Annotated in this window: 12 protein-coding genes; 6 read left to right on the top strand and 6 right to left on the bottom strand. The window is 56.7% G+C overall.

Annotated features, from left to right (window positions below; translation table 11 throughout):
* Positions 1-34 precede the first annotated feature (34 nt).
* From E4P01_RS20555 to E4P01_RS20545, 3 genes are read left to right on the top strand one after another with little or no spacing between them, the layout of a single operon-like run.
* Positions 35-1,150 carry an efflux RND transporter periplasmic adaptor subunit gene (locus E4P01_RS20555; protein ID WP_216091371.1) on the top strand — a complete coding sequence of 372 codons (1,116 nt, stop codon included), beginning with the start codon at positions 35-37 and terminating at the stop codon, positions 1,148-1,150.
* A 19-nt stretch (positions 1,151-1,169) separates the two neighbouring features.
* A complete protein-coding gene (locus E4P01_RS20550; RefSeq protein ID WP_216091370.1) occupies positions 1,170-4,271 on the top strand; it encodes a MexW/MexI family multidrug efflux RND transporter permease subunit in 3,102 nt (1,033 codons plus the stop codon).
* A 10-nt stretch (positions 4,272-4,281) separates the two neighbouring features.
* On the top strand, positions 4,282-5,715 hold the full coding sequence (locus tag E4P01_RS20545; RefSeq protein WP_216091369.1) for a TolC family protein: 1,434 nt from the start codon (positions 4,282-4,284) through the stop codon (positions 5,713-5,715).
* A 151-nt stretch (positions 5,716-5,866) separates the two neighbouring features.
* Here the strand turns inward: E4P01_RS20545 and E4P01_RS20540 are convergent, their stop codons facing one another.
* Entirely contained in the window at positions 5,867-6,745 is an 879-nt protein-coding gene (locus tag E4P01_RS20540; protein ID WP_216091368.1) for a fimbrial protein, read from the bottom strand.
* A gap of 1,490 nt (positions 6,746-8,235) precedes the next feature.
* Positions 8,236-11,460, bottom strand: coding sequence for a hybrid sensor histidine kinase/response regulator (locus E4P01_RS20535; RefSeq protein WP_216091367.1), 3,225 nt, complete (start codon positions 11,458-11,460; stop codon positions 8,236-8,238).
* Between the two features lie 207 nt (positions 11,461-11,667).
* Between E4P01_RS20535 and E4P01_RS20530 the strand changes: the two genes are divergently transcribed.
* Both E4P01_RS20530 and E4P01_RS20525 read left to right on the top strand, forming a co-directional pair.
* A complete protein-coding gene (locus E4P01_RS20530) occupies positions 11,668-12,513 on the top strand; it encodes an EAL domain-containing protein (protein WP_216091366.1) in 846 nt (281 codons plus the stop codon).
* 106 nt (positions 12,514-12,619) lie between these two features.
* Positions 12,620-16,252, top strand: a complete 3,633-nt coding sequence (locus E4P01_RS20525) for a transporter substrate-binding domain-containing protein (RefSeq protein ID WP_216091365.1) — start codon at positions 12,620-12,622, stop codon at positions 16,250-16,252.
* 11 nt (positions 16,253-16,263) lie between these two features.
* Here E4P01_RS20525 and E4P01_RS20520 read toward each other — a convergent pair whose 3' ends face one another.
* Together E4P01_RS20520 and E4P01_RS20515 are read right to left on the bottom strand one after the other, a co-directional pair.
* A complete protein-coding gene (locus E4P01_RS20520) occupies positions 16,264-16,893 on the bottom strand; it encodes a response regulator transcription factor (protein ID WP_186354667.1) in 630 nt (209 codons plus the stop codon).
* A 449-nt stretch (positions 16,894-17,342) separates the two neighbouring features.
* Positions 17,343-18,818: an aldehyde dehydrogenase family protein gene (locus tag E4P01_RS20515; protein WP_138450857.1), complete on the bottom strand. Its 1,476-nt coding sequence runs from the start codon at positions 18,816-18,818 to the stop codon at positions 17,343-17,345.
* Positions 18,819-18,904: 86 nt separating this feature from the next.
* Here E4P01_RS20515 and E4P01_RS20510 point away from each other — a divergent pair, with 86 nt between their 5' ends.
* Positions 18,905-19,825, top strand: coding sequence for an AraC family transcriptional regulator (locus E4P01_RS20510; RefSeq protein ID WP_138450855.1), 921 nt, complete (start codon positions 18,905-18,907; stop codon positions 19,823-19,825).
* On the opposite strand, the gene E4P01_RS20505 is transcribed toward E4P01_RS20510, so the two are convergent.
* Both E4P01_RS20505 and E4P01_RS20500 read right to left on the bottom strand, forming a co-directional pair.
* Positions 19,822-20,571, bottom strand: coding sequence for a glucose 1-dehydrogenase (locus tag E4P01_RS20505; RefSeq protein ID WP_216091364.1), 750 nt, complete (start codon positions 20,569-20,571; stop codon positions 19,822-19,824). The genes E4P01_RS20510 and E4P01_RS20505 overlap by 4 nt on opposite strands.
* Positions 20,572-20,683: 112 nt before the next feature.
* Positions 20,684-22,402: a Gldg family protein gene (locus E4P01_RS20500; protein WP_248130134.1), complete on the bottom strand. Its 1,719-nt coding sequence runs from the start codon at positions 22,400-22,402 to the stop codon at positions 20,684-20,686.
* Between the last annotated feature and the right edge of the window lie 28 nt (positions 22,403-22,430).

Raw genomic sequence — 22,430 nt, 5'->3', positions numbered from 1 at the left:
TCTTAATTTTTTGCCTTACGTCAGTACCGGAATCATGAATAAAAAACTTAAAGTGTGCGTCACGATTGCTGCGGTGCTCGCCATTGGCGGCGCCGTCGGCCTGTACCGGCAGTCCACCTCTGCCCAACCTACCCAAACGTCGGCCGGAACAGCTGCGCCGGCCATCCAGGTGGCCGTCGCCACCGCCACGCAAGCCGATATGCCTAACACGCTGGCGGGTATCGGTGAACTGGAAGCCACCCGCCAAGTCATGGTCACCGCCGAAAGCGGCGGCCTGGTACGTGCCATTGCATTCCAACCCGGCGAGCGGGTGAAAGCCGGGCAAACCCTGGTGCAGCTCAACGATGCGCCGGAACAAGGCGAACTGGCCAGGCTTCAGGCCCAGGCCGCCAACGCCAAGGCCCAGTTACTGCGAACCCAGCGTTTGCTGCCTCAGCAGGCGGCGACGCAAGAGGAACTGGATCAAGTGCAGTCCGCCTACTCCCAGGCGCTGGCCGATATCGTGCGGATCAAGGCGCTGATCGATCAAAAACGCATCAAGGCGCCCTTCACCGGCGTGCTGGGTGTGCGCAAGGTCAACCTGGGCCAGTTCGTGCAGGCCGGCGATGCCATGGTGTCGCTGACCGACGCACAGACGCTGTACGCCAATATCACCCTGCCCGAACGTGCCCTGGCACAGCTCAAAACGGGCCAGGAGATGAGCGTCAGCGTAGACGCGTACCCGCAGCGCTTGTTCAAGGGCCACGTCAGCACCCTCGAACCACGTATCGACCCGGGCACCCGCACGGTGCTGGTCCAGGCCACGCTAGCGAATCCGGACAATCTGCTGTCACCCGGCATGTACGCCAATGGCGAAATCCATCTGCCAGCCAAAAAAGATGTCATCAGCGTGCCCGAAACGGCTGTGAGCTACAGCGCCTACGGTGATTTTGTCTACGTGGTCGAGGGCGCCGATACGCAGCTGACCAACACGGTACGCCAGGTCTACGTGAAGACCGGCGAACGCTCCGAAGGCCGGGTCGTGCTGCTTGACGGCGTGAAGGCCGGTGATCGCGTGGTCACCTCCGGTCAGTTGCGCTTGAGCAGCGGCGCCCTGGTACGCATCGCGCTCAAGGACACCGTAGGGCTCGACCAGGCCTCGAGCCGCTGATACACCAAGGATCTGAAAAATGAAATTCACCGACTTGTTCGTGCGGCGCCCGGTGTTGGCGCTGGTGGTCAGCACCCTGATTTTATTGATGGGGCTGCTGGCCATAAACAACCTGCCGATTCGTCAGTACCCCTTGACGGAAAGCTCCACGCTGACGATCACCACCCAGTACCCCGGTGCTTCGCCGCAACTGATGCAGGGCTTCGTCACCCAGGCCATCGCGCAATCTGTCGCTACGGTGGAAGACGTCGACTACATGAGTTCTACGTCGACCCAGGGCAAAAGCGTGATCACTGTGCGCATGAAGCTCAACGCCGACTCCAACAAGGCCATGACCCAGGTGATGGCCAAGGTCAACGAGGTCAAATACCGCTTGCCGGAGCAGGCTTACGACCCGGTGATTGTGAAATCCTCCGGTGAAGCCACAGCCGTGGCCTATGTGGGTTTTTCCAGCCCGACCCTGTCCACCGCCGCACTCTCGGACTACTTGCAGCGCGTGGTGCAACCGCAACTGTCTTCCATCGAAGGGGTCGGCAGCATCAACCTCAGCGGCGGGCAGACAATGGCCATGCGTATCTGGCTGGATGCCAATCGCATGGCCGCCCATGGTATTTCCGGCAGCGATGTGGCCCAGGCCCTGTTGAATAACAACGTGCAGGCTGCGCCCGGTCAGGCCAAGGGTTTGTATGTGGTGTCGGACATTCAGATCAACACCGACCTGGTCGATGTCGCCGAGTTTCGCCAGTTGGTGGTCAAGTCCAGCGCTGCCGGTGTGGTGCACCTGAATGATATCGCTACCGTGGAACTGGGCGCCGCGTCCACCGACACCAGCGCCACCATGGACGGTGTTCAAGCAGTGTTTTTCGGCCTGAATGCCGCGCCCAATGCCAACCCGCTGGTGATCGTCAAGAAGGTAAATGAATTGCTGCCGGGGATCCGCGCCAACCTGCCGCCGGACGTGAAAGTCGCTGTGCCGTTTGAGCTGGCACGTTTTATCAGCGCATCGATTGATGAAGTACTCGGTACGCTGGGCGAAGCCATCGCCATCGTGGTGCTGGTGATTTTCTTGAGCCTGGGTTCGGCGCGGGCAGTGATCATTCCGGTGGTCACCATTCCCTTGTCGATGTTGGGTGCGGCCGCGTTCATGTCAATGTTCGGGTTCAGCATTAACTTGCTGACCTTGCTGGCGATGGTATTGGCTATCGGCCTGGTGGTGGATGACGCGATCATTGTGGTGGAGAACGTTCACCGTCATATCGAAGAAGGCAAGTCTCCCACATATGCAGCCCTGCTGGGCGCACGTGAGGTGGCAGCGCCGGTGATTGCGATGACCCTGACGCTGGCGGCCGTGTATGCGCCCATAGGCCTCATGGGCGGGCTGACCGGCTCGCTGTTCAAGGAGTTCGCCTTCACCTTGGCCGGCTCGGTGGTGGTCTCAGGCATTATCGCGCTTACGCTGTCGCCGGTCATGAGCTCACTGCTGCTCAACAGCCAGATGAACGAAGGCTGGATGGCGCGCAAGGCCGAGAGATTCTTTCACCGTCTCGGCAGCGCGTATGGCCGGGTGCTGGATCTGTCGCTGCACCACCGTTGGGTCACGTTTACGATTGCGGTCATCGTGCTGATCAGCGTTCCCTGGCTATACAGCCGTGCCCAGACCGAACTGGCGCCCACCGAGGACCAGTCCACGGTGCTGACGGCCATCAAGTCTCCACAAAACGCCAACATCGACTACGTCGAGAAGTTCGGCAAACAGTGGAACGAAGCCATGGGGACATTGCCGGAGCAGAGCAACCTGTGGCTGGTCAACGGCAGCAACGGCGTATCCAACAGCATCGGCGGGGTCAACTTCGTCGATTGGGAAAAACGCGAGCGCAACGCCGACCAGATTCAGGGCGATATGCAGAACCGCGCCAACACCATCGAGGGCAGCAACGTCTTTGCCTTCCAGTTGCCTTCACTGCCAGGCTCGACCGGTGGCCTGCCGGTACAGATGGTGATCAAGAGCGCCGGTGACTACAGCGTGGTCTATGAGGCGATGGAAGCGCTCAAACACGCCGCACGTGAAAGCGGTTTGTTCATGGTCGTGGACAGCGACCTGGACTACAACAACTCGGTGATCAAGATCAAAGTCGACCGCACCAAGGCCAACAGCCTGGGCGTAACCATGAAGGACCTGGGTGACACCCTGGCGGTGCTGGTGGGCGAAAACTACGTCAACCGCTTCGCCATGGACGGTCGCTCCTATGATGTGATCCCGCAGAGCCTGCGCGGCGAGCGGCTGACGCCCGAAGCGCTGTCACGCTTTTATGTAACCAGCGCCACCGGTGGCCAAGTACCGCTGTCCAACCTGGTCAGCGTCTCGACCGGCGTCGAGCCCAATCAACTGACCCAGTTCGACCAGCTCAATTCGGCGATCTTCCAGGCGATCCCCAACCCGGGCGTGGCCATGGGCGACGCGGTGAAGTTCCTCGAGGCGCGAGCCAAACTGCTGCCGCCGGGTTTCACCTACGACTGGCTTTCGGATGCACGCCAATACCATCAGGAAAGCGGCGCGCTGGTGATGGCGTTCCTGTTCGCAATCATCGTGATCTACCTGGTACTCGCTGCGCAGTATGAAAGCCTGCGTGACCCGTTGATCATTCTGATAAGCGTGCCGATGTCGATTTGCGGTGCCTTGATTCCACTGGCCCTGGGCATGGCGACTATCAATATCTACACGCAGATCGGCCTGGTGACCCTGATCGGTCTGATCAGCAAACACGGCATCCTGATGGTGGAGTTCGCCAATGAGATGCAGGTCAAGCAGGGTCTGGATCGTCGTGAGGCAATTCTGCACTCGGCGAAGATGCGCTTGCGGCCGATCCTGATGACCACGGCGGCGATGGTGGCCGGCTTGATTCCCCTGCTGTTCGCCTCCGGTGCTGGCGCCCACAGCCGTTATGACCTGGGCCTGGTGATCGTCGTGGGCATGTTGGTGGGCACGCTGTTTACCTTGCTGGTTTTGCCGACCATGTATTCGTTCATTGCCGTCGACCATCGTATTGCGGCCACCACACCCCGCGCCCGTGCGCTGGCCGCTGCCGATGCAGCCGACGCCGCCACGACCCAGACGGTGTAAGGAGACATATATGCACCCCTTTAATACCTTCGTGATTCGCCCGCTCGCGCTGCTGGTCTGCTCGGCCTGGATGACGGGCTGTACCGTCGGCCCGGACTACCGGGCCAGTAACGAGCCCGCAGTAGAGCTGACTCAAAGCCCCGATACCGCGCTGTATAGCAGCACCCGCGTGCAACAGGATTGGTGGCGACAATTCCAGGACCCACAACTGGATGCGCTGATCGATCAAGCGCTGGCGCGTAACCATGACCTGCGCATCGCCCAGGCCCGGTTGCTGGAGGCACGTGCGGTGCTGGATCAGCGTCAGTTGGACCAACTGCCAACGGTGACCGCCAGCGGGGCTTATTCCCGTAGCCTGTCCCAGGCCAACCCCGGCCCGAGCGGTGAGCGCAACCTGGCCAAGACCTATCAGGCCGGCCTGGATGCGCAGTGGGAGCTGGACCTGTTCGGCAGGCTGCAGCGCCTGTCGCAGGCGTCTTCGGCACGCGCTGAGGCCGTCGCGGCGGACCTGGCGCAAACCCGTATCGTAGTGACCGCCGACGTGGCGCGTCACTACTTTGAACTGCGCGGAGCGCAACGGCAGTTAGCGGTGGCCCAGGCCAACCTGAGTAATCAGGAAAAAACCGTGGCGCTGGTCCAGGGCCGCGTGGATGCCGGGCGCGGCACCGCCGACGAACTGGCCAGCGCCCTGGCCGAGCGCGCACGGGTGCAAGCCACATTGCCGAGTCTGGAAACCCGTCAAGCGCTCAGCCGTTATCGGCTCGCCGTACTCACGGGCTCGCGGCCCAATGAGCTGCAAGCGCTGACCGACCTGAAACCCTTGCCGGCACTGGTCACACGCTTGCCGATTGGCCAGATAAGTGACTTGCTGCGCCAGCGTCCCGATGTCGCCAGCGCCGAACGCGCTTTGGCGGCGTCGAATGCGGACATTGGCGCGGTGACGGCCGAGCTTTACCCACGGATCGACCTGGGCGGCTTTCTCGGCTTTGTGGCCTTGCGCGGTGGGGATTTTGGCGACAGCGGCAGCCGCGCGTTCAGCGTAATGCCCTCGGTCAGTTGGCCGGCGCTGCATTTGGCCAGTGTCAAGGCAAGGCAGCGCGAGGCGCAGGCGCGTGAAGTGGGTGTCCAAGCGCGTTATGAGCAAGTGGTGCTGAATGCAATTGAGGAAACCGAGGGCGCGCTGACGACCTATAGCCTGTCGCAGCAACGGGTTCGTAGCCTGGCTGAGGCAGTTGCGCAAAGTGAGCGTGCAGCTCGACTGGCACATGCGCGTTATGAAGCAGGTAGCGCGGCGTATCTGGTAGAACTGGATGCTCAGCGCACGCAACTGAATGCACAGGATGCGCTGACTCAGGCAGAGACCGCATCGTATCTCAATGTGGTGCAGCTTTATAAAGCGCTGGGTGGCGGCTGGCTTGCACCTCAATCAAGCGTATCGAACTGAGAGAATCTGCTGCCACCCATCCTGGTTGGCAGCTTTCATCCTGGTGAGCGAATAGTCGTATTAACCGTACGTTATTAGCTTTAGGAAAAATACTGATAGAGAAGCATACGAGTTAGTCACCTACAGACATTTTTCAAGTGATACCGGAAAGCTAATTATAGATGATATTAACCACTACACCTGCAGCAAACTTCCCGACCTTGGCTGCAGGCGAGACCCACTTCAACTGAGCCTCATACTCTTTAGAGCTGGACAAAGCACTTTCTTTATTCGAAAAAATAAATGGGGAACCATAATTTATTAGCTTATTCGCCGAAACATCAAAAACACTTATCCCAACCGACTTATTGCTATCCGGCACTAACACATTCAAATCCTGCACAACGCCATCAATAGCATTTATCGACAAGTTCACACCATAGGCTGAACTGCACGCGCGATTTTCAGTGATAGTAAATGCAATACTTTTAACCACCTCACCCTGCTTTGAGTTATTAAGATATACTTTCCCGAAGTCAATATTATTAGGACTGATTGACAGCCTTGACTCACAGGGCTCGTATTTGAGCCCGCTAATTCCGCTCAGTGTTGGCGCCACTGTCCTAGGGGAGCCTAGGCCACCAGCACCGTCGAATTGAAATGCAATCACATTATTAGTCGTGGATAGATTTCCTGTTTTCAGCGTTGCAGGTAGCGTTTTCTTATATAAGAATACCGAATAGGTCAGGACCGCAGAGTAAGTACTTTCTGGACATCCGGTAGCTCTGAAACACCTGGGGACCATTAGGTCTGTTTTGATTTTTTTGGTTTCTGGATATCTATAATATTGCCCCATAAACTCTATACCCAAGCCCACCTCAGACCCTAGTTCCACCGCCTTTGGGTTTAAATAAAAGTATATATATTCATCAGAATATGTGGTCCTTTCTGCCCAACATCTCAGGGTGATGGTTGTCGGGTTCGCCGGCCTCCAAACATCACTATTTTGTGCCATGACACTAGGGATCGCTGCAGGGCTGACAATAGCCATATTTGTAGAGTCCCCCGTTGCATCGCATGTAACCGCACTGCACTCTCTACTACAAACAGCAGTCAACACCGCAAGAGCCGCATAGGCGAATTGTTTTTTCGAAACCCCACCTAGTTTATATCTCGACTGAAAATTCAAATTTAGCCTACCCGGGTTAAAAATTAATCATTAGCTAGCCTAACACGATCAATCACCTGCTCAATCAGTAAAAGCCACCTCCAGGCTACGACAAATCTCTTGATTTGCGCGACTTATCCTACAAGCCAGCGCCGCGGGAGAAGTTCTTATTTATAAGCTTTGATAGCATCTTCTATCCTTTGCATAAACGCGAAAACCCCTTAAGATTCGTAGAAATATCTTACACCGGAAAGTGAATATCCCCACATCCCCAACCCATTTAAAGGCCGAACAATTAAAACTATCGAGACTTATAGACCAACCTAATGACACGTACTATTATTTTCCTACAGCAATTAACACTTTCAACTAGAGCAACAGCGGACGGAGTGTACATACCCGCAAGCTCCGCCATTCAACTACCAACGACGCCGAATGTATCAAGCAACATTCAAATAGGGCAAACCATATGAAAATCGCCCCCCCCCCCATCATCACATCTGCCGATGTTACGGCAACCCTATCAGGGCAGATCAATATATATGTGAATATGAATAACAGCACCCTATCTTCCTATGGGCAAGGTACTTACTCAACCAATATTCCTAGCATTGGTATAAGGTGGTGGGCGATCTGGAAGGGCCAACCATTCCAAACGGTTACACCGAAATCATAGAACCTGGCAATCGCGCTGAACTGGGCAAGTATATTACTAGCTTTGCTGACACCCAAACCATTTGGGTGGAGCTTATAAAGACAGGCTCGATCCAGCAAGGCAAGTTGTCGATCGCATCAAATGTCGAAGTCGTGTACTACTGTCCGTGCTCCAACCAATAGGCCGTATCGGTCGCTGGCGTCAGTTCGGCAGCAGCTGTACCCAAGTGCTCACTCTCTAACCCCGTACCTCGGATAGATCTGGGTAAATATCTACCACCGCTTTCAACGGAGTTGATGCCCGTTCCGCCCCCGTATTATTTTCCATAAACCTGACTTGCTCAGGAGGAGATCCAGGGGTTGGCGTCGGTTCGTATGTCACATTGACGGACGTTTCAACTCCCGGAAATTTCTCTGACATATTATCATTGCGTCCGCAATCGAGTACATCGGGACTCGGCATTCAGATGAGTAATGAAAAGGGCATCGTCAAATTCGGCCCTGACTCTACCGCAGTGCTAACCAGTGGAAATCTGGCGACATACGACCTGGGGTGCCCACATTTAAAATCCCTCTTCGTGCAAGATATATTCAAACAGGACCAAAGGTCACTCCAGGCACGGTTACCGGCCAGGCCAACTTTACGCTGAGTTATCGCTTAGAAAAGTTGGCGAGCATTATCCCCTCTATTCCCTTTTATCCATAACGACATGGCACGCTTATAAACCAGCGATGGCTACTTCGACCCGCCGAACAAATACCGCGACATCTTCATGTGTGTGGGTCAACCCATTCCGGGTGACCAGTGCCTCCAAGTCGCGGCACAGCCGAATCAGGGTTTTCGCCTTGCCTACAGCCAACGCTCCCCGGATCCGGTGCAGTAACAGGGTTACCTGATGACTGCGCTGCCCCGGCCCCAGCCTCTTAAGCTCGCCCAAATCCTGGGAAATGGTCTCAAGAAATAGCTCTAGCATGCGCTCCGGCACATTTATCTCGTCTAGATCGTTTACCTGTGCAGCACCCTTGGAAGCCTGGACCAACGTAGGATCAAGCACACTGCGCAAACACAGATAAAGCCCTTGGATATCCATCGGTTTGGATAACCAACTGTTCATGCCCACGCGGATGCAATGCTCGCCCTCCTCGCGCAGCGCATTGGCGGTGACGCCGATAATCGGCATATCCACATCGCGCTGGCGCAATGTATCGGCAAGTTCATAGCCGTCAATGAGCGGCATGTTCACATCCGTCAGCAGTACGTCGTAAGCCTTCAACTCCAACTGCAGCAACGCCTGGACGCCATCGGGCACGACATCCACCGTACAGCCGATACGTTCCAGTTGCTCTTTCATCAGCACCTGGTTGACCGGGTTGTCTTCGGCCACCAGCACATTCAGCTCCAGTTGCAGATGCGTCACCGGTGGTTGCGGTAACGGTGCCTCCGATTCGCCAGTGATCGCCATCACCAACGCACGGCAAATGGACCCGACGCTGTTCTGGTTCACCACCACGTCCTGGCCGATAAACTGGGGCGTACTACTGAAATCATGCTGGGCGAAGACATTAATCGCGCCTGAGCTTGCCACCTCAACCTCTTGCGGCATGACCGTCAACACGGCATCAGGCGCTCCGCGAGCATCATCGCCCATCACGGTAGTGTGTGCCCCGTGCCACTCCAGCCAGGCGCAAAGGTTATCGGACAAGGTTGCATAGGGGGTGCGAACATCGATGCACTTGCCTAATAACTGCGGCAGTGAAGATTGACGGGCCTCTAGAATTTCCAGGGCCAACTCGAATATGAAGGTACTGCCCTCGCCTAGCACACTGTTCACGCTCAATGCGCCCCCCATCATCTGGCTGAGATGGGAGCAGATAGGCAGCCCGAGCCCGGTGCCGGCGACGGTGTGATGCTTGCTGTCAGCCTGGTAAAAGCGCTCGAACAGTTGCGCCTGCACCGCTTCGGACATCCCTGGGCCGCTATCGATCACGCACCATTGCAGGCTCACTTCGCCTGCGCAGACTCCGATAGGCGACAGGAAGACTGCGACATGCCCGCTCTGGGTGAACTTGATCGCGTTATTGAGCAGGTTGCCTACGATCTGCTGGATACGCAGGCGGTCACCCTGCACAAGGTTCGGCACGCGCGGGTCAACGCAGCAGTAAAGCGCCAGCCCTTTGTTCGCCGCCACCGCCGAGAACCCGCGCACGGTTTCTTCAAGCATTTCCAGAGGCTGGAACGCCACGGACTCCAGAACCAGCTGGCCCGCTTCGATCTTGGACAGGTCGAGCACATCGCTGATCAAATGCATCAATACCGCGGATGAGCTATCGATTGTACGCAGATAACCACGTTGGCGTTCATCCAGAGAGGTCATGCCCAGCAGTTCAAGCGTGCCCAGCACACCGTACAACGGCGTGCGTAGTTCATGGCTCAGGGTGGCGACGAAGTTGCTTTTCTGCTCATTCGCCGCATCCGCCGCCTGGCGGGCGAGTAGCAACGATGCGGATGCTTCGCGGTGGGAAGAAATATCAGTGAAGGTACACAGCAACACGCTGTCGCCAAGATACTCGGTGGGTGTATAGCGCACATGCAAGACCCGCTGATCGAGCAGCAGGCAGCCTTCACCGGTAAGGGGTTTATCCTGCTCAAACAGCGGCCATAGCGCCATCATTTGTGCAAACTCGGTCGGCTCGCCCAACCATTGCGTATACAAACTGTTCTGCGTCACCAGTTCGATCTGCGGCCCCTTGACCACACACAAAGCCAGCGGCACCGTTTGCAACAAAGACAGGTTGAAGTCATGGTTGACCAATAACTCCCGAAAGTCATTACTCGCTGGCACCACGATGCGCCGTCGATACCATCGGATGACCGACCAGCCACTGATGATGCATAAGCCCAGCAAGCCGAGCAGTCCTAGCAACTGCCAACGTGCATCCAGGATCAGTTGTTTGTAGGGGATACGATACAGGGCCTGCCAAGCGCCCATGTCCCCGGCACTGCGCTTGATCAGTAGCCCTGAGGTAGTGAAATGGAAGCCGCTTTCATACTGGTAGATCTGTGGCGACTTGCCCCCCACTACACGCGTGCCGTCCGGCGCGGCGATGTCGACGTTGCTGTACAACGGCAGATCAAAAAACTGCTTTTCTATCCTTACCCCGGGTGCGTCAAATTCGTCCCAATACAGCAAGGTAGCGGCAATCAATTCCCTGGGTGGGCCCTTTCGCGCCCACTGATCCTCTTCGATGCGACCTGAGACATAGCCCAGTATTTGTTGAATGTCTTCACCGCCCAAAAAGAAATGACTAGGCCGCCAGCGCACCAACAAGTCACTGCTCAAGGGCGGTAGCTGACGCGCGGATTGCTTGACCTCATCCAATACCTGGGAAAAATTCCGCTGGCCTGGTTGAGACTGGGGGCTGATCGCAGGAATCGCGATGTCGAAATCGCTCGACAGATCAAACACGAACATTTGCGGCGACGCGAAGGTTGAACCGCTCCAGAAGTCGCCATACACATTCGCCAGCGCAACCCCAAGTTGCAGTTGTTGATCCCGCACCCCATCATTCGCATCAGCGGCTTTGATGGGTAGTGCCGCGGAAAACGTCGTCGCTACCTGGGATGCCTGGCCTTCATAAATACGCATGTTGCCCTGGATGGTCTGGTTGACCACATAGGCTCCAGGGCTAAATACCGGCTTGTATTCCAATTGGCTGCTGGCTTTGATGGCCCGTAGCAGAAATATTTCATGGTCGTAGGCTCGGCCCACAAAACGCATAAAGTGATAATCGACTTTGAGCACTTCCCCGCGAATGACCTTGTAGGTCACCCAATACCCGGCCACGGCGAAGAACACTAGTAACAAAAAAGACACCAACAAGCCGAAACCCAACCGAAGCGAGACTTTTTCAAGCTTGCCAACGCTCGATTGCCTATAGCGCATAAGCGATGCCATTTGCAGTGTTCATAAGCGGACTTCTGGCCTTTGAAAGTTCAGGTGCGGTTACCGAACAACCGTCTACTCGGGTGAGTCTATAGGCTTTTCATTAGTCAGTAAGATTAGTCCTACGTATCCGCTCGAAAGAGCTGACGTTTATGGTTACTCACATCCTGCAAAATTGACTCATGGTCATCCCTTGCAGGGCATTACATGAAAACCTCAGCCGTACTCAGCCTCAGTCAGGCAGCCCCCCCAAAGTTTCTAGAGCCAGACGCACAGGCGCTGCGCCAAGGGTTGGCGGATCACGCGTTTGTGGGTTTCTACCAACCTCAGCTTTCGCTGAAAACGGGCACGATTTGCGGCTTGGAAGTGCTCGCGCGCTGGCGGCACCCCGAGAAAGGCCTGCTGACGCCCGGGTATTTCCTGCAAGCACTGGAGCATCACGACCTGATGGATGAGCTGTTCCTGCGCCTCTTCGAGCAAGGGCTGATCCTGCGCCAGAAACTGGCCAGCCTGAACCTGCCATTGACGATGTCATTCAACCTTCAGCCGTCTCAACTCAGCAACCCCATACTGAGCCAGGCGATTAAAGTGCTGCTGCGTGCACATGAGTGCCCTGCCCAAAGCATCATCCTCGAGATCACCGAAACCGGCACGCTCAATCCGTGCAGTGTCGCCATGAACAACCTGTTGCAACTCAAGCTGCTGGGCTGCGGTTTGTCCATGGATGACTTTGGCACCGGTTTCTCGTCACTGGAGCGCTTGTGTGATGTGCCTTTCACCGAGCTCAAACTCGACGCCGGTTTCGTACACAAACTCGACACGCACTCGGCCTGCACCGCCATTGTCGCCCATACCGTCAGCCTGGCAGCCAGCCTGGGTGTGTCGCTGGTGATCGAGGGTGTCGAGACCCCGGCCCAGCTCAAGCGGCTCAAAACTCTGGGCGTATCCATTGTGCAGGGATATGCCATCGCCCCGCCGATGGCGGATACCGCGCTGCTGCCGTACATCCTTGAATACATTGCGGGCTCGCAGGTGGTGCTGACGTCAGTCTGAACCCCCGTTCACAGCGCTTTACCCCCCCCTCACCCGCCATGTCCGTGGTCGACCTTGAGCCGACCAGCGCGGCGTACTTGGCATTTTGCAGTCAGGTAACCGTTTCATGTCCACGCTCAAAGCCCTTGTGGCTTTTTTCACCGTGCTGCTGCCAGTTGTATCCTACGGCGCTGCGGCAGCGATACCCATGCCGCAACAACCCTTGCACTTGCTCAGCCAAGTGAGCCAGGAACCGCAGAAGCTGCAACTACCCGAAAGCGACTGGGCCTGGCTGCGCGAGCGGCGCGCCCTCACCCTGGGCGTGGTCGCGCCGTTCACCCTGCCCTTCGACATGGTCTACGGCAACGGAGACTACGAAGGTATCAGCGCCGATGTGGCGACGATGCTCAAGCAGCAACTGGGCCTGGAAATCACAGTCGTAGGGTTCGCTGATCGTGTGCAGGCGATGGCCGCCTTGCGGGCTGGGGAAATCGACTTGATCAGCCGGTCCAGCGACTATGACCGCGAGTCCTTTGACACGGTGGTGACTCTGCCCTACAGCGTCAATGCACCGGTACTCTATCAACGCCAGGACAGCGACATTGCAGTGCCCTCAAATCTCAAGGGGCTTACCGTAGCGGTCTCCAAGGATTACCTGCCATACGCGCTACTGACCGAACGCTATCCCCACGCGCAGTTTTTTACCTACGGCACCACCGCGCAAGCCTTGGCCGCCGTAGCCTTCCAAAACGTTGACGTGTTTTTGGGCGACTCGGTAACCACCCACTACCTAGTCAACCATAGCTTTTTCAGCTATCTCAAGTTTATCCAGTTTCTGAAAATCGACTCGGGCAGCTATGGGTTTCTGCTCAAGCAGGAAGATCAACGCCTGCTACGCATTCTAAATGCCTCGCTGACCACATTCGGCCAACTGCGCATGAGCTACCTGATCAAGCGCTGGACCGGCGGCGGCACGGTAATGCCGGACGATAATGTGCATCTGAACGCCCAGGAAAAACGCTGGCTGGCCCAGCACCCAGTGGCGCGCTTCATGATTAACGATGACATGGCACCCTCGGCATTTTTCGACGCCAAGGGCCGCTTCAACGGTGTGATATCCGATTTGTTCGAGATCATCACCCAACGCACCGGGCTCAAGTTCGAGATTCAACGCGCCTCCAGTTTTGAAGGCATTCAGGACGCTTTACGCGACGGCGATACTGATTTAGCCGTGTTGACGGCCAGCCCGGAGCGGCTGAACCATTTCCGTTTCAGCCATCCATTCGCAACCAGCTCGTTTGCGCTGGTCGCGTCGACTGCTGAATCGGGCCGAGAGCGTTCGAGTCTCAATGCTTTGGCCGGCAAGCGCCTGGCCATTGTCCAGGGGCATGTATTGATCGACAGCATTCGCAAAGGCTTTCCCACGGTGCAGTTGATTACCCCAACAAACAACCTTGAGGCCATGCGCATGGTGGTCAATGGCGACGCCGACGCTGTGTTGATGACCCTGTCCATGGCTCGTTACTACACCGCGCGCCTCTATGAAAAAGAACTGCGCGTGGCCGGTGTCGTCGACGGCCAGGCGGCCACCGCCAACTTCGCCATGCGCCGTGGCGAAACCGAGCTGCAGTCGATCATGGATAAAGCTCTGCAGAGCATCCCACCTGACGAGCTTAATGCAATCACCATTCGCTGGCGCGCTAATGCGGCCATGAGTGGCCAGAACTGGCGCGACTACAAACTGGTCATCCTGCAGATCATCTGCTGCGCATTGCTGGTGCTGCTGATTTCGATCATCCGAATCGTGCAACTGCGCCGTCAGATCCGGCGCCGGGTCGCAGCTGAAAAAGCCCTGAATGATCAGCTGGAGTTTCTGCAAACCTTGAACCATGCCATGCCCGTTCCCGTGTATGTACGCGACCGCGAAGGACGCCTGCTGTCATGCAGCCGCAGCTATGAGCACGTCATGAAACTGTGCCAATCCCAGGTGCTGGGTAAAACTGCTTTGCAAACGAACCATGGCGATATCGAACTGGCGCCCTCGCTCCACCAGAGTTACCTGCAAGCCATGGAGGATGGCAATGCCATCGAACAGCAACTGCAGATCACCATCGAGGGACAATCCCACTTCATCGAGCATTGGATTCAGCCGTTTCGTGATTCTAATGGCACGATCGCAGGGGTGATCTGCGGCTGGCAAGACGTCTCGCAACATCATCACCTGATCGAACAACTGCAGCAGGCCAAAACCCAGGCCGACGAGGCCAGCCGCGCCAAAACCCAATTTCTTGCGACCATGAGCCACGAGATCCGCACGCCCATGAGCGCGGTAATCGGCACATTGGAGTTGGCGCTCAAACGCGCCGACCACGGCGTACTGGATCGAGTGAACATCGACGTGGCCTACACGGCCGCCAAGAACCTGCTTGAGCTGTTGGGCAATACGCTGGATATCGTACGCATTGAATCCGGGCATTTGAGCTTCTCCCCACGCCGGGCCAACCTCAAGAATCTGGTGGAGATGGTGGCGCGGGTATTCGAAGGGCTGGCGAGAAAGAAGAAACTGGACCTGATTCTGGAAATCGACGCCGGCACCACCCTGGACGTCTCCATCGACCCTCTGCGCTTCAAACAAGTACTGTCGAATCTGGTGAGCAATGCGATCAAGTTCACGGAACGCGGCCGTATCGTCATCCGCTTGGTATGCCGCGTGGTGAATGGGCAAACACTCAACATGCATCTGCAAGTGCATGACACGGGTATAGGCATCAGTGAGGCAGATCGGCAAACGCTGTTTCGCCCCTTCGCGCAAGTGACTCAGTCAGACCTCTCGGTCCATGGCGGCAGCGGGCTCGGGTTGGTGGTGTCGCGTTCGCTGTGTGAAATGATGGGTGGCCGTCTGGATCTGACCAGCACGCTGGGGCAAGGCACAACGGTCAACGTAACCCTCAAGCTCAAGCTTCTGGAACCGCTGCCTGAAGAAAAACTGCCGCTGCCCGCGTCCTCCGAGGCCACTCCAAGCTGGGCCATGCGAGTGCTGATCGCAGACGACAACACCTTGAACCGTCAAATGTTGCGCGCACAGCTGGAGTACCTGGGCTGCAAAGTGATTGAAGCCAGCAATGGACTGGAGGCATTGGAGGCGTGGCGTGCGTTTGCGGTTGACTGGCTTATCACGGATTACCACATGCCGGTCATGGACGGAGTAGAACTGACACTGGCAATCCGCAAGGAAGAACAGCAACGCGACAGCGGTGCATTGACGATTCTGGGGCTGACAGCCGACGCCCAGCAGGAAGAAATGGACCGTTGTCTTAACGCCGGCATGGGCGACTGCCTGATCAAACCGATCAGCCTGGCCATCCTCGAACAGCGCCTGGCATTACTGGAGCCTGCGGATAAGCCAGGCTACAAAGTCAGCAAACCGGCGCAGCATCGGCCTGAATTCGACATGAACCTGCTCAAGCCGATTACCGGTGGCAACCCGGCAATCATTCAACAACTGCAAGCTGAATTGATGCGCAGCAATCAACAGGATATCGAGCAATTGCGTGACTTTAGTGAGACACGGGACCTCGCTGGCATTGCGCAGCTGGCTCACCGTTTGAGGGGTAGCGCGGCATTAATGTGCAATGATTATCTGCTTGAGTTGTGCAAGGAACTGGAGCATGGCTGCCGAACCGGCGCCGAGGACGTACCGGCGCAGGTCAGGCAGGTGAAGAAGGAGTTACGGCGTATTCAACACATGCTCGAACCCTAGGCAGAAAGCGACTACGCCAAGCCATTGCGCTTGGCCAGCTCACCCAGAGCAATCAGGTTTTCTACACTCAGCTTGCGTTGAAGTCGAATTTTGTACGTGCTCACAGTCTTGTGATTGATCATCAACTCATCGGCGATGGCCTGATTGCCCATGCCGCGAGCCAGCAGCTTCAACACGGTGATCTCACGATCGGACAATTGTGCAATCAGCAGGCTTTCCTCGCTGGCGGCCTGGGTATTGTCGCGTAACTGGTGAATGGTGTTGGCCGGAAAATAGCTGTAACCCGACAACACGGCCTTCACCGCACCGACCAGTTCGTCCAGGTTGTCATCCTTGCAGACAAAACCCGCTGCACCAGCCTGCAACGAACGCATAGCGAAGTTTCGAGTGTCGCCGGAGGTAAGGATCAGCACTCGGGTAGAAATACCGATAGCTTTGAGGTGCGCAATGACTGACAGGCCGTCCATTCTCGGGATGCTCAAGTCAAGAACGATCATGTCCGGGAGCAGTTTGCGGATGGCTTCTACCGCATCTACACCGTTGTCGACCTCGGCGACAATCGAATGCCCTTCCTGCTCGAGCATCACGCGCACAGCCATGCGCATCAGGGGGTGGTCGTCGACGATGACTATGGTGCCCATGATTAATTATTCCTGAAGTTCGATTTGAGTAGCGATGACGGTATAGTCTATGCAAGGGAACAACTGAGCAGCTAATCGCAACCCAAAGTATTCGAAGCAATCTGCGTTTTGCGGCATGACGTACCGAGAAACGCATAAGTTATTGCGAACACTCGGCAACCTGCTGTTGAGGCGCCGTCGCCGAGGACGCTAGCAAGAGGCGGCAATCATACTCAACTTATTCGCAGCGCAAACCGCAAGAATCTCTATGCCACCATAGATATATCCTTTGCGCAGGCAGGATAATTCCTACAACAGTATAGTTGACCAGAAAGCTTTCTTGGCGTCAGACGCTGTTTGTGCCCTCTCTCTACTGAACACATCTTCCAACCAATCGAACCAAAGATAATCGGTAAAATCATGCTATCGGGTCCGCGCGCACCATCTGACTGCACGCGGCCCCCGTTTATCTACACGCCTGTAAACCAGCTCAGCGGTGCACGCGCCTGCATCGTGATGGTTTTTATCTGTGTATAAGCATTCAGCGTCTCCCGACAAAACTCACGGCCTATACCACTGTTTTTATACCCGCCAAACGCCGTCCCATCGGTAATGTTCGAGTAGCGATTGATCCACACCGACCCTGCCTCCAGCCGCGCAGCGGTCTCCATAGCGTGCTGCAGGTTGCTTGTGTAGATCCCGGCGGCCAAACCGTATTCAGTTCCATTGGCCTGGGCGATCATCGTTTCATAGTCGTCCCACACGATCAGCGAAAGCACCGGGCCAAAAATCTCTTCCTGACAGATGCTCATATCGTTACGTGCCAGTAATAACGTTGGTTGTATGAAGTAACCGTGCTCGCAACCTGGAACCGATGCTCGACCACCACCTGCGAGCAGTTTGGCGCCCTCCTCCAGGCCCATGATGATGTAGCTCAACACGCGCTCACCTTGTTGCGCATTGACCAAGCAACTGACCCGTGATTCTTCAGCCAAGGGTGATCCGACTCTCACGCGCTTGAACGCGGCTATCAGTTTTTCCTGAAACTGTTCGGCAATCGATGCATGCACGAACAAACGCGTGCCCGCCAGGCACGACTGCCCATTGTTATGAATGGCGGCGAAGGTGGTGTTGTCGACCACCGCATCGATGTCGTCGATGTCCGGAAACACGATATTGGCGCTCTTGCCACCCAGTTCGAGTGTTGAGGGCACAAGACGTCGGGCTGCGACACCTGCTACCGTACGGCCGACTTCGGTACTGCCGGTGAACGATAGCTTCCTGATCAAAGGATGCTCGCTCAACGCTGCACCGACGATGTCACCCCGCCCAGTGACCATGTTCACCACACCGGCGGGAAAGATCTTCTGGATCAGCTTGCCCAACTCCAGCGTCGACAACGAAGCATTTTCATCAGGCTTGAGCACGACGGTATTACCGGCGACCAGTGCCGGTGCGAGCTTGAACGCGGCCATGATCGCCGGCGCGTTCCAGGGAATGATCTGCCCGCATACGCCCAAAGGCTCACGCTTGGCGATGGCGTAACCACCGTCGATTTCCCGACCAGTGTCTTCATGAGCCATGATCACCGAGGCGAAATAGCGATAGTGTCGGACGGCGGTCAGGTAATCCTTGCGTACTTCGCTGATGCAGCGCCCCACGTCATGGGCATCGATCATGGCCAGGCGTTCGCTGTGCTCTTCGATCTCGTCAGCCAGCAGGTTCATCAGGCGCGCGCGCATTTGCTGACCCAGGGCACGCCAGGCGGGAAACGCTGCATGCGCAGCCTTTACAGCGCGATCGACATCCTTGGCGTCACAATAGCGGATGTAGGCTAAGTGCCTGCCCGTGGCAGGGTCGACCGCAGCAAAAGAGCGCGCTTTATCGTCAGTTTCAAACACCCCATTTATCAGTGGGCCATAAGACTTATCGAAATTGATTTGCATGGTGTACCTCATATTTAAACGTGAAATCTGGATGAGCTCTGTTATAAAATCCCGATTACTTTATTTTCCGTCCACCCAGGTGATATATGGATCCTCTGTCCGACGTTCTTTCCTTGCTGAGAATCCGTAATTACCACTCAGCCACGCTCTCCTTGGGCGGTGATTGGGCCTTCACTTTCCCTGAACGTGAGGGCATCAAGTTCACCGCGGTGGTCAAGGGCAGTTGCTGGTTGCAAGTGGATGGCGAACAGCAGCCGCAGCGCCTGCACCAGGGTGATTGTTTCCTGATGACCCGTGGCATGCCTTTTTCGCTCTACAGTGATATGTCCCAGCCGGTGATGAACTCCGACGGTCACTTTCAAACCCTCGCGGCGGACGAACTGGCCTTGCATTACGGCGGCAATGACACGCAGTTGGTCGGTGGCCGCTTTGACTTCAGCGGCGTGCCTACCCAGTTACTGCTCAGCAGCCTGCCCTCGCTGGTTCACGTGCAGGCCAATGAGCCCCAGGCATCGCTCCTACGCTGGGCTCTTGAGCGCTTCACCTCGGAGCTGCAGCAGAAGCGCCCAGGCCGCTCGCTGATGAACGAACACTTGGCGCACCTGATGCTGGTCGAAGTTTTGCGCACTCACTTGGCGACCCTGGAAAGCAGCGGCATCGGCTGGTTTTACGGCCTGGCCGACCGCAACCTCAGTGTTGCCCTTAGCGCGATGCACGCCGACCCGGCCCATCGCTGGAGCGTCCAGGAACTGGCGCAACTGGCAACCATGTCGCGCTCGGCCTTCGCGCTGCGCTTCAAACAGGTGGTCGGCGCAGCACCCATGGAGTATCTGACGTACTGGCGCATGTTGCTGGCCAGTGATCGGTTGAAGAACTCCGATGACTCGGTGTCCACCATCGCGTTCTCATTGGGTTATGAGTCCGAAAGCGCATTCAGCACGGCATTCAAGCGCGTCATGTTGCAGTCGCCCCGCCACTATGTGCGCGAGCACGCCGCCCAGGTTTAGTGCAGGCCGCCGCCGATTATCAGGGTTTCACCGGTGATCCAGCCTGCATCCGACGACGCCAGGAAGGCGACGGCGGGTGCAATATCCTCGGGCTGACCGATGCGCCCCAGCGGTGTAATAGCTTCAATTTTTTGCCGGAACGCCTCTTCGAAAAAGCCACTGGCGTGCACACCCTCGGTGACAACCAGTCCGGGATTCACTGAGTTGACACGGATATTTCTGGGCCCCAATTCATTGGCCAGGGTACGGGTGATGGCGTCAACCGCAGCCTTGGAGGCGGTGTACACCGCCGAATTGGCCGGTGTGAACGAGGTGACGCTGGAGCTGATGTTGACGATGCTGCCGCCCTTAGGGTTGAACACTTCAACTGCTGCCTGGGTACACTGGATCAGTCCCAGGACGTTGAGGTTGAACTGGCGATGAAACTCCGCCTCAGTAATGTCGGCCAAGGCGCTGGTCGAGTAGACACCGGCATTGTTGACCAAAATATCGAGGTGACCATGCTCATGCACAATGGTCTTGAACAGCGCCTTGAGGTCGGCGCTGTTGGAGACATCGGCCTGCACTGCATGTGCCCTGGCGCCGGTTTGCAGGATATGTTCAACCACCCGGTCAGCGTCCTCGCGGCTGTTGGCGTAGTTAACGATGACGGTGGCGCCATCCTGGGCCAATTGTTTGGCAATGGCCGCGCCAATGCCCTTGGAAGCGCCGGTCACCAGCGCGACTTTCTTGTGCAACCTTTTCATGTTCACTTCCTTTCTATTGCTGGTTGAAACTCAGTGAATCCAGCTTAAGGGGATGCCGTGAACCGGTTAATAGCCAATGCTCCAGAAAAGCTTAGTAATCGTCCTGCCTTCATCACGATCGCCCGCGCCATAAGAATATGCAAAAGCAGATCAGTGAAAGCAGCAATGGGATTGCCAGGATGTTGAGCGCCTTGAGCAGCAGGCCTAGATGCTCAACCTGAAGGGTCAGTTCTCGTGCTACAAGGCGCATCTGCATTTCAACGCCCGCTTTTTCAGCGTTAAATTGTGCAAGGGCGGTTTGCTGTTCCGCCGTCAGAGGCATATCTCGCCCCTGCTCTGCGGCCAAAGGCGCGAGATGTTTTTCAGCTTCATCGAGCTTTCCCTGCAGCTCAACGCTCATGCTGCGATAACGCTCGCGGGCTTGCTGCTGCAACTGTTCGACCACAGTGAACGTTCGGCTGTAATGTCCCCGTGAGCGTAAGCTGATCAAGGCATCCGACCCGAACAGGCTGTCCAGCGCATTGAGCACCAGCACCGCATTGTCAGCCCATGGCACCGTGACTGCACGATCCCCTTGCTGCTGCACATCCGCCCACAGGTTGTCGCTCAATACGTCTGTGTCTGCCACCACCACGACGTTGATATTCTGCGCCTCGGTAAGCGCTTCGGGAGAGTCCAGAAAAGCCGAGCGTGCCGCCCCCTGCAGGCGTACCGCAATCAGATAACGCTCGCCTGTAGCCTTGAAGCTCTTGGACAGCGCGTCGGGGCTTTCCAGATGATTCAGAAGCGCCGTCTTGTAGGGCATGGCCTGCTCCGAACTGTGCAGCAGCGGTGTCAGAGTAGTTGTTGCACCCGGCACGGCGCTCAAGATACCGGCGGTTGTGAGGTTAAGGCTGCCAATACCAGCAGTAATCACATCCTTTTCATTCATCGCAGAGGGTGACAGCCCCAGGGCGGTCGGTTGCCAGACCGGCTCTGCGCCTTGGGCCATTGCCACAAACTGACCGTAGCGGCCGTCGCCCAACATGCGATCAGGTAGAAGCTTGATGCCCCACGCCTTGAACAAAAGCGCGAGGTCGGAAGACTTGTCTTTGCTGGGTATCCCAAAATAATAATCGCCGCGATCCTGCTCACTATAGGGGTCGACGAACACCAGCAAACGCCCGCCGCGCAGCACAAACTGATCAATAGCGCGCAGTGTCGCCATAGGTAAGCGCTTGGGATGCACGAGCATCAGGACATTGAGTGCACTGTCGATGGCGTCGACATCGGACGCTACTTCGCGCACTTCAAACGCATTGTCGATCTCCTGCATGATCCGCCAAGGCTGTCGCGTTCGCCCCGTCTGCACATCGAAGCCACCTGCCAACGGCAACGAAGACAACAGGCCAATCACGGGCCGCGCAGGCCGAGTCAACTTCTGCAATGTGCGGCTGATGTCGTACTCAAGGAACGTTTGTTGTTCAAGCGCAAAGAACCCAATGCTGGCGTGGTGCGCCTGGGCGTCAACGATGGCCAACCCAAAGAAAACCGCAGCACCCGCCTTGCCGATAGCGGCAGGTTGCAGGCCAAGTTCGACTGCGCGGGCTTCGTCTGCTGAAAACGGCGCAGGGTCAATCATGTGCACCCGTAGTCGGCCATTTGACACACGCTCATATTCACGCAGCAGTGCCTGGATGCGCACCGCGTAACTGCGCATGACCGTAAGGTCCCTGGCGGTCTGGCTGGAAAAGTAGAAGTACAGGTCGGTGGGCTCCACCACGGCTTGAATGATCTGGCGCGACCCCGGGCTCAGGGTGTAAAGCTGCTGCTCGGTAAGGTCCAACCGCATCGACGCCAAACGTGGCGCCAACTCGAAG

The sequence above is a fragment of the Pseudomonas sp. NCIMB 10586 genome (assembly GCF_023127895.1).
In the GTDB taxonomy this organism is placed as follows: domain Bacteria; phylum Pseudomonadota; class Gammaproteobacteria; order Pseudomonadales; family Pseudomonadaceae; genus Aquipseudomonas; species Aquipseudomonas synxantha_A.
This window is presented reverse-complemented; position numbering and strand designations above follow the sequence as displayed.

Bases quoted from the DNA above. Each gene is read 5' to 3' on its own strand.
- E4P01_RS20520 (WP_186354667.1), bottom strand. From the start codon at position 16,893: ATGGGCACCATAGTCATCGTCGACGACCACCCCCTGATGCGCATGGCT.
- E4P01_RS20525 (WP_216091365.1), top strand. From the start codon at position 12,620: ATGTCCACGCTCAAAGCCCTTGTGGCTTTTTTCACCGTGCTGCTGCCA.
- E4P01_RS20535 (WP_216091367.1), bottom strand. From the start codon at position 11,460: ATGCGCTATAGGCAATCGAGCGTTGGCAAGCTTGAAAAAGTCTCGCTT.
- E4P01_RS20540 (WP_216091368.1), bottom strand. From the start codon at position 6,745: ATGGCTATTGTCAGCCCTGCAGCGATCCCTAGTGTCATGGCACAAAAT.
- E4P01_RS20530 (WP_216091366.1), top strand. From the start codon at position 11,668: ATGAAAACCTCAGCCGTACTCAGCCTCAGTCAGGCAGCCCCCCCAAAG.
- E4P01_RS20555 (WP_216091371.1), top strand. From the start codon at position 35: ATGAATAAAAAACTTAAAGTGTGCGTCACGATTGCTGCGGTGCTCGCC.
- E4P01_RS20550 (WP_216091370.1), top strand. From the start codon at position 1,170: ATGAAATTCACCGACTTGTTCGTGCGGCGCCCGGTGTTGGCGCTGGTG.
- E4P01_RS20505 (WP_216091364.1), bottom strand. From the start codon at position 20,571: ATGAAAAGGTTGCACAAGAAAGTCGCGCTGGTGACCGGCGCTTCCAAG.
- E4P01_RS20510 (WP_138450855.1), top strand. From the start codon at position 18,905: ATGGATCCTCTGTCCGACGTTCTTTCCTTGCTGAGAATCCGTAATTAC.
- E4P01_RS20545 (WP_216091369.1), top strand. From the start codon at position 4,282: ATGCACCCCTTTAATACCTTCGTGATTCGCCCGCTCGCGCTGCTGGTC.
- E4P01_RS20500 (WP_248130134.1), bottom strand. From the start codon at position 22,402: ATGCGGTTGGACCTTACCGAGCAGCAGCTTTACACCCTGAGCCCGGGG.
- E4P01_RS20515 (WP_138450857.1), bottom strand. From the start codon at position 18,818: ATGCAAATCAATTTCGATAAGTCTTATGGCCCACTGATAAATGGGGTG.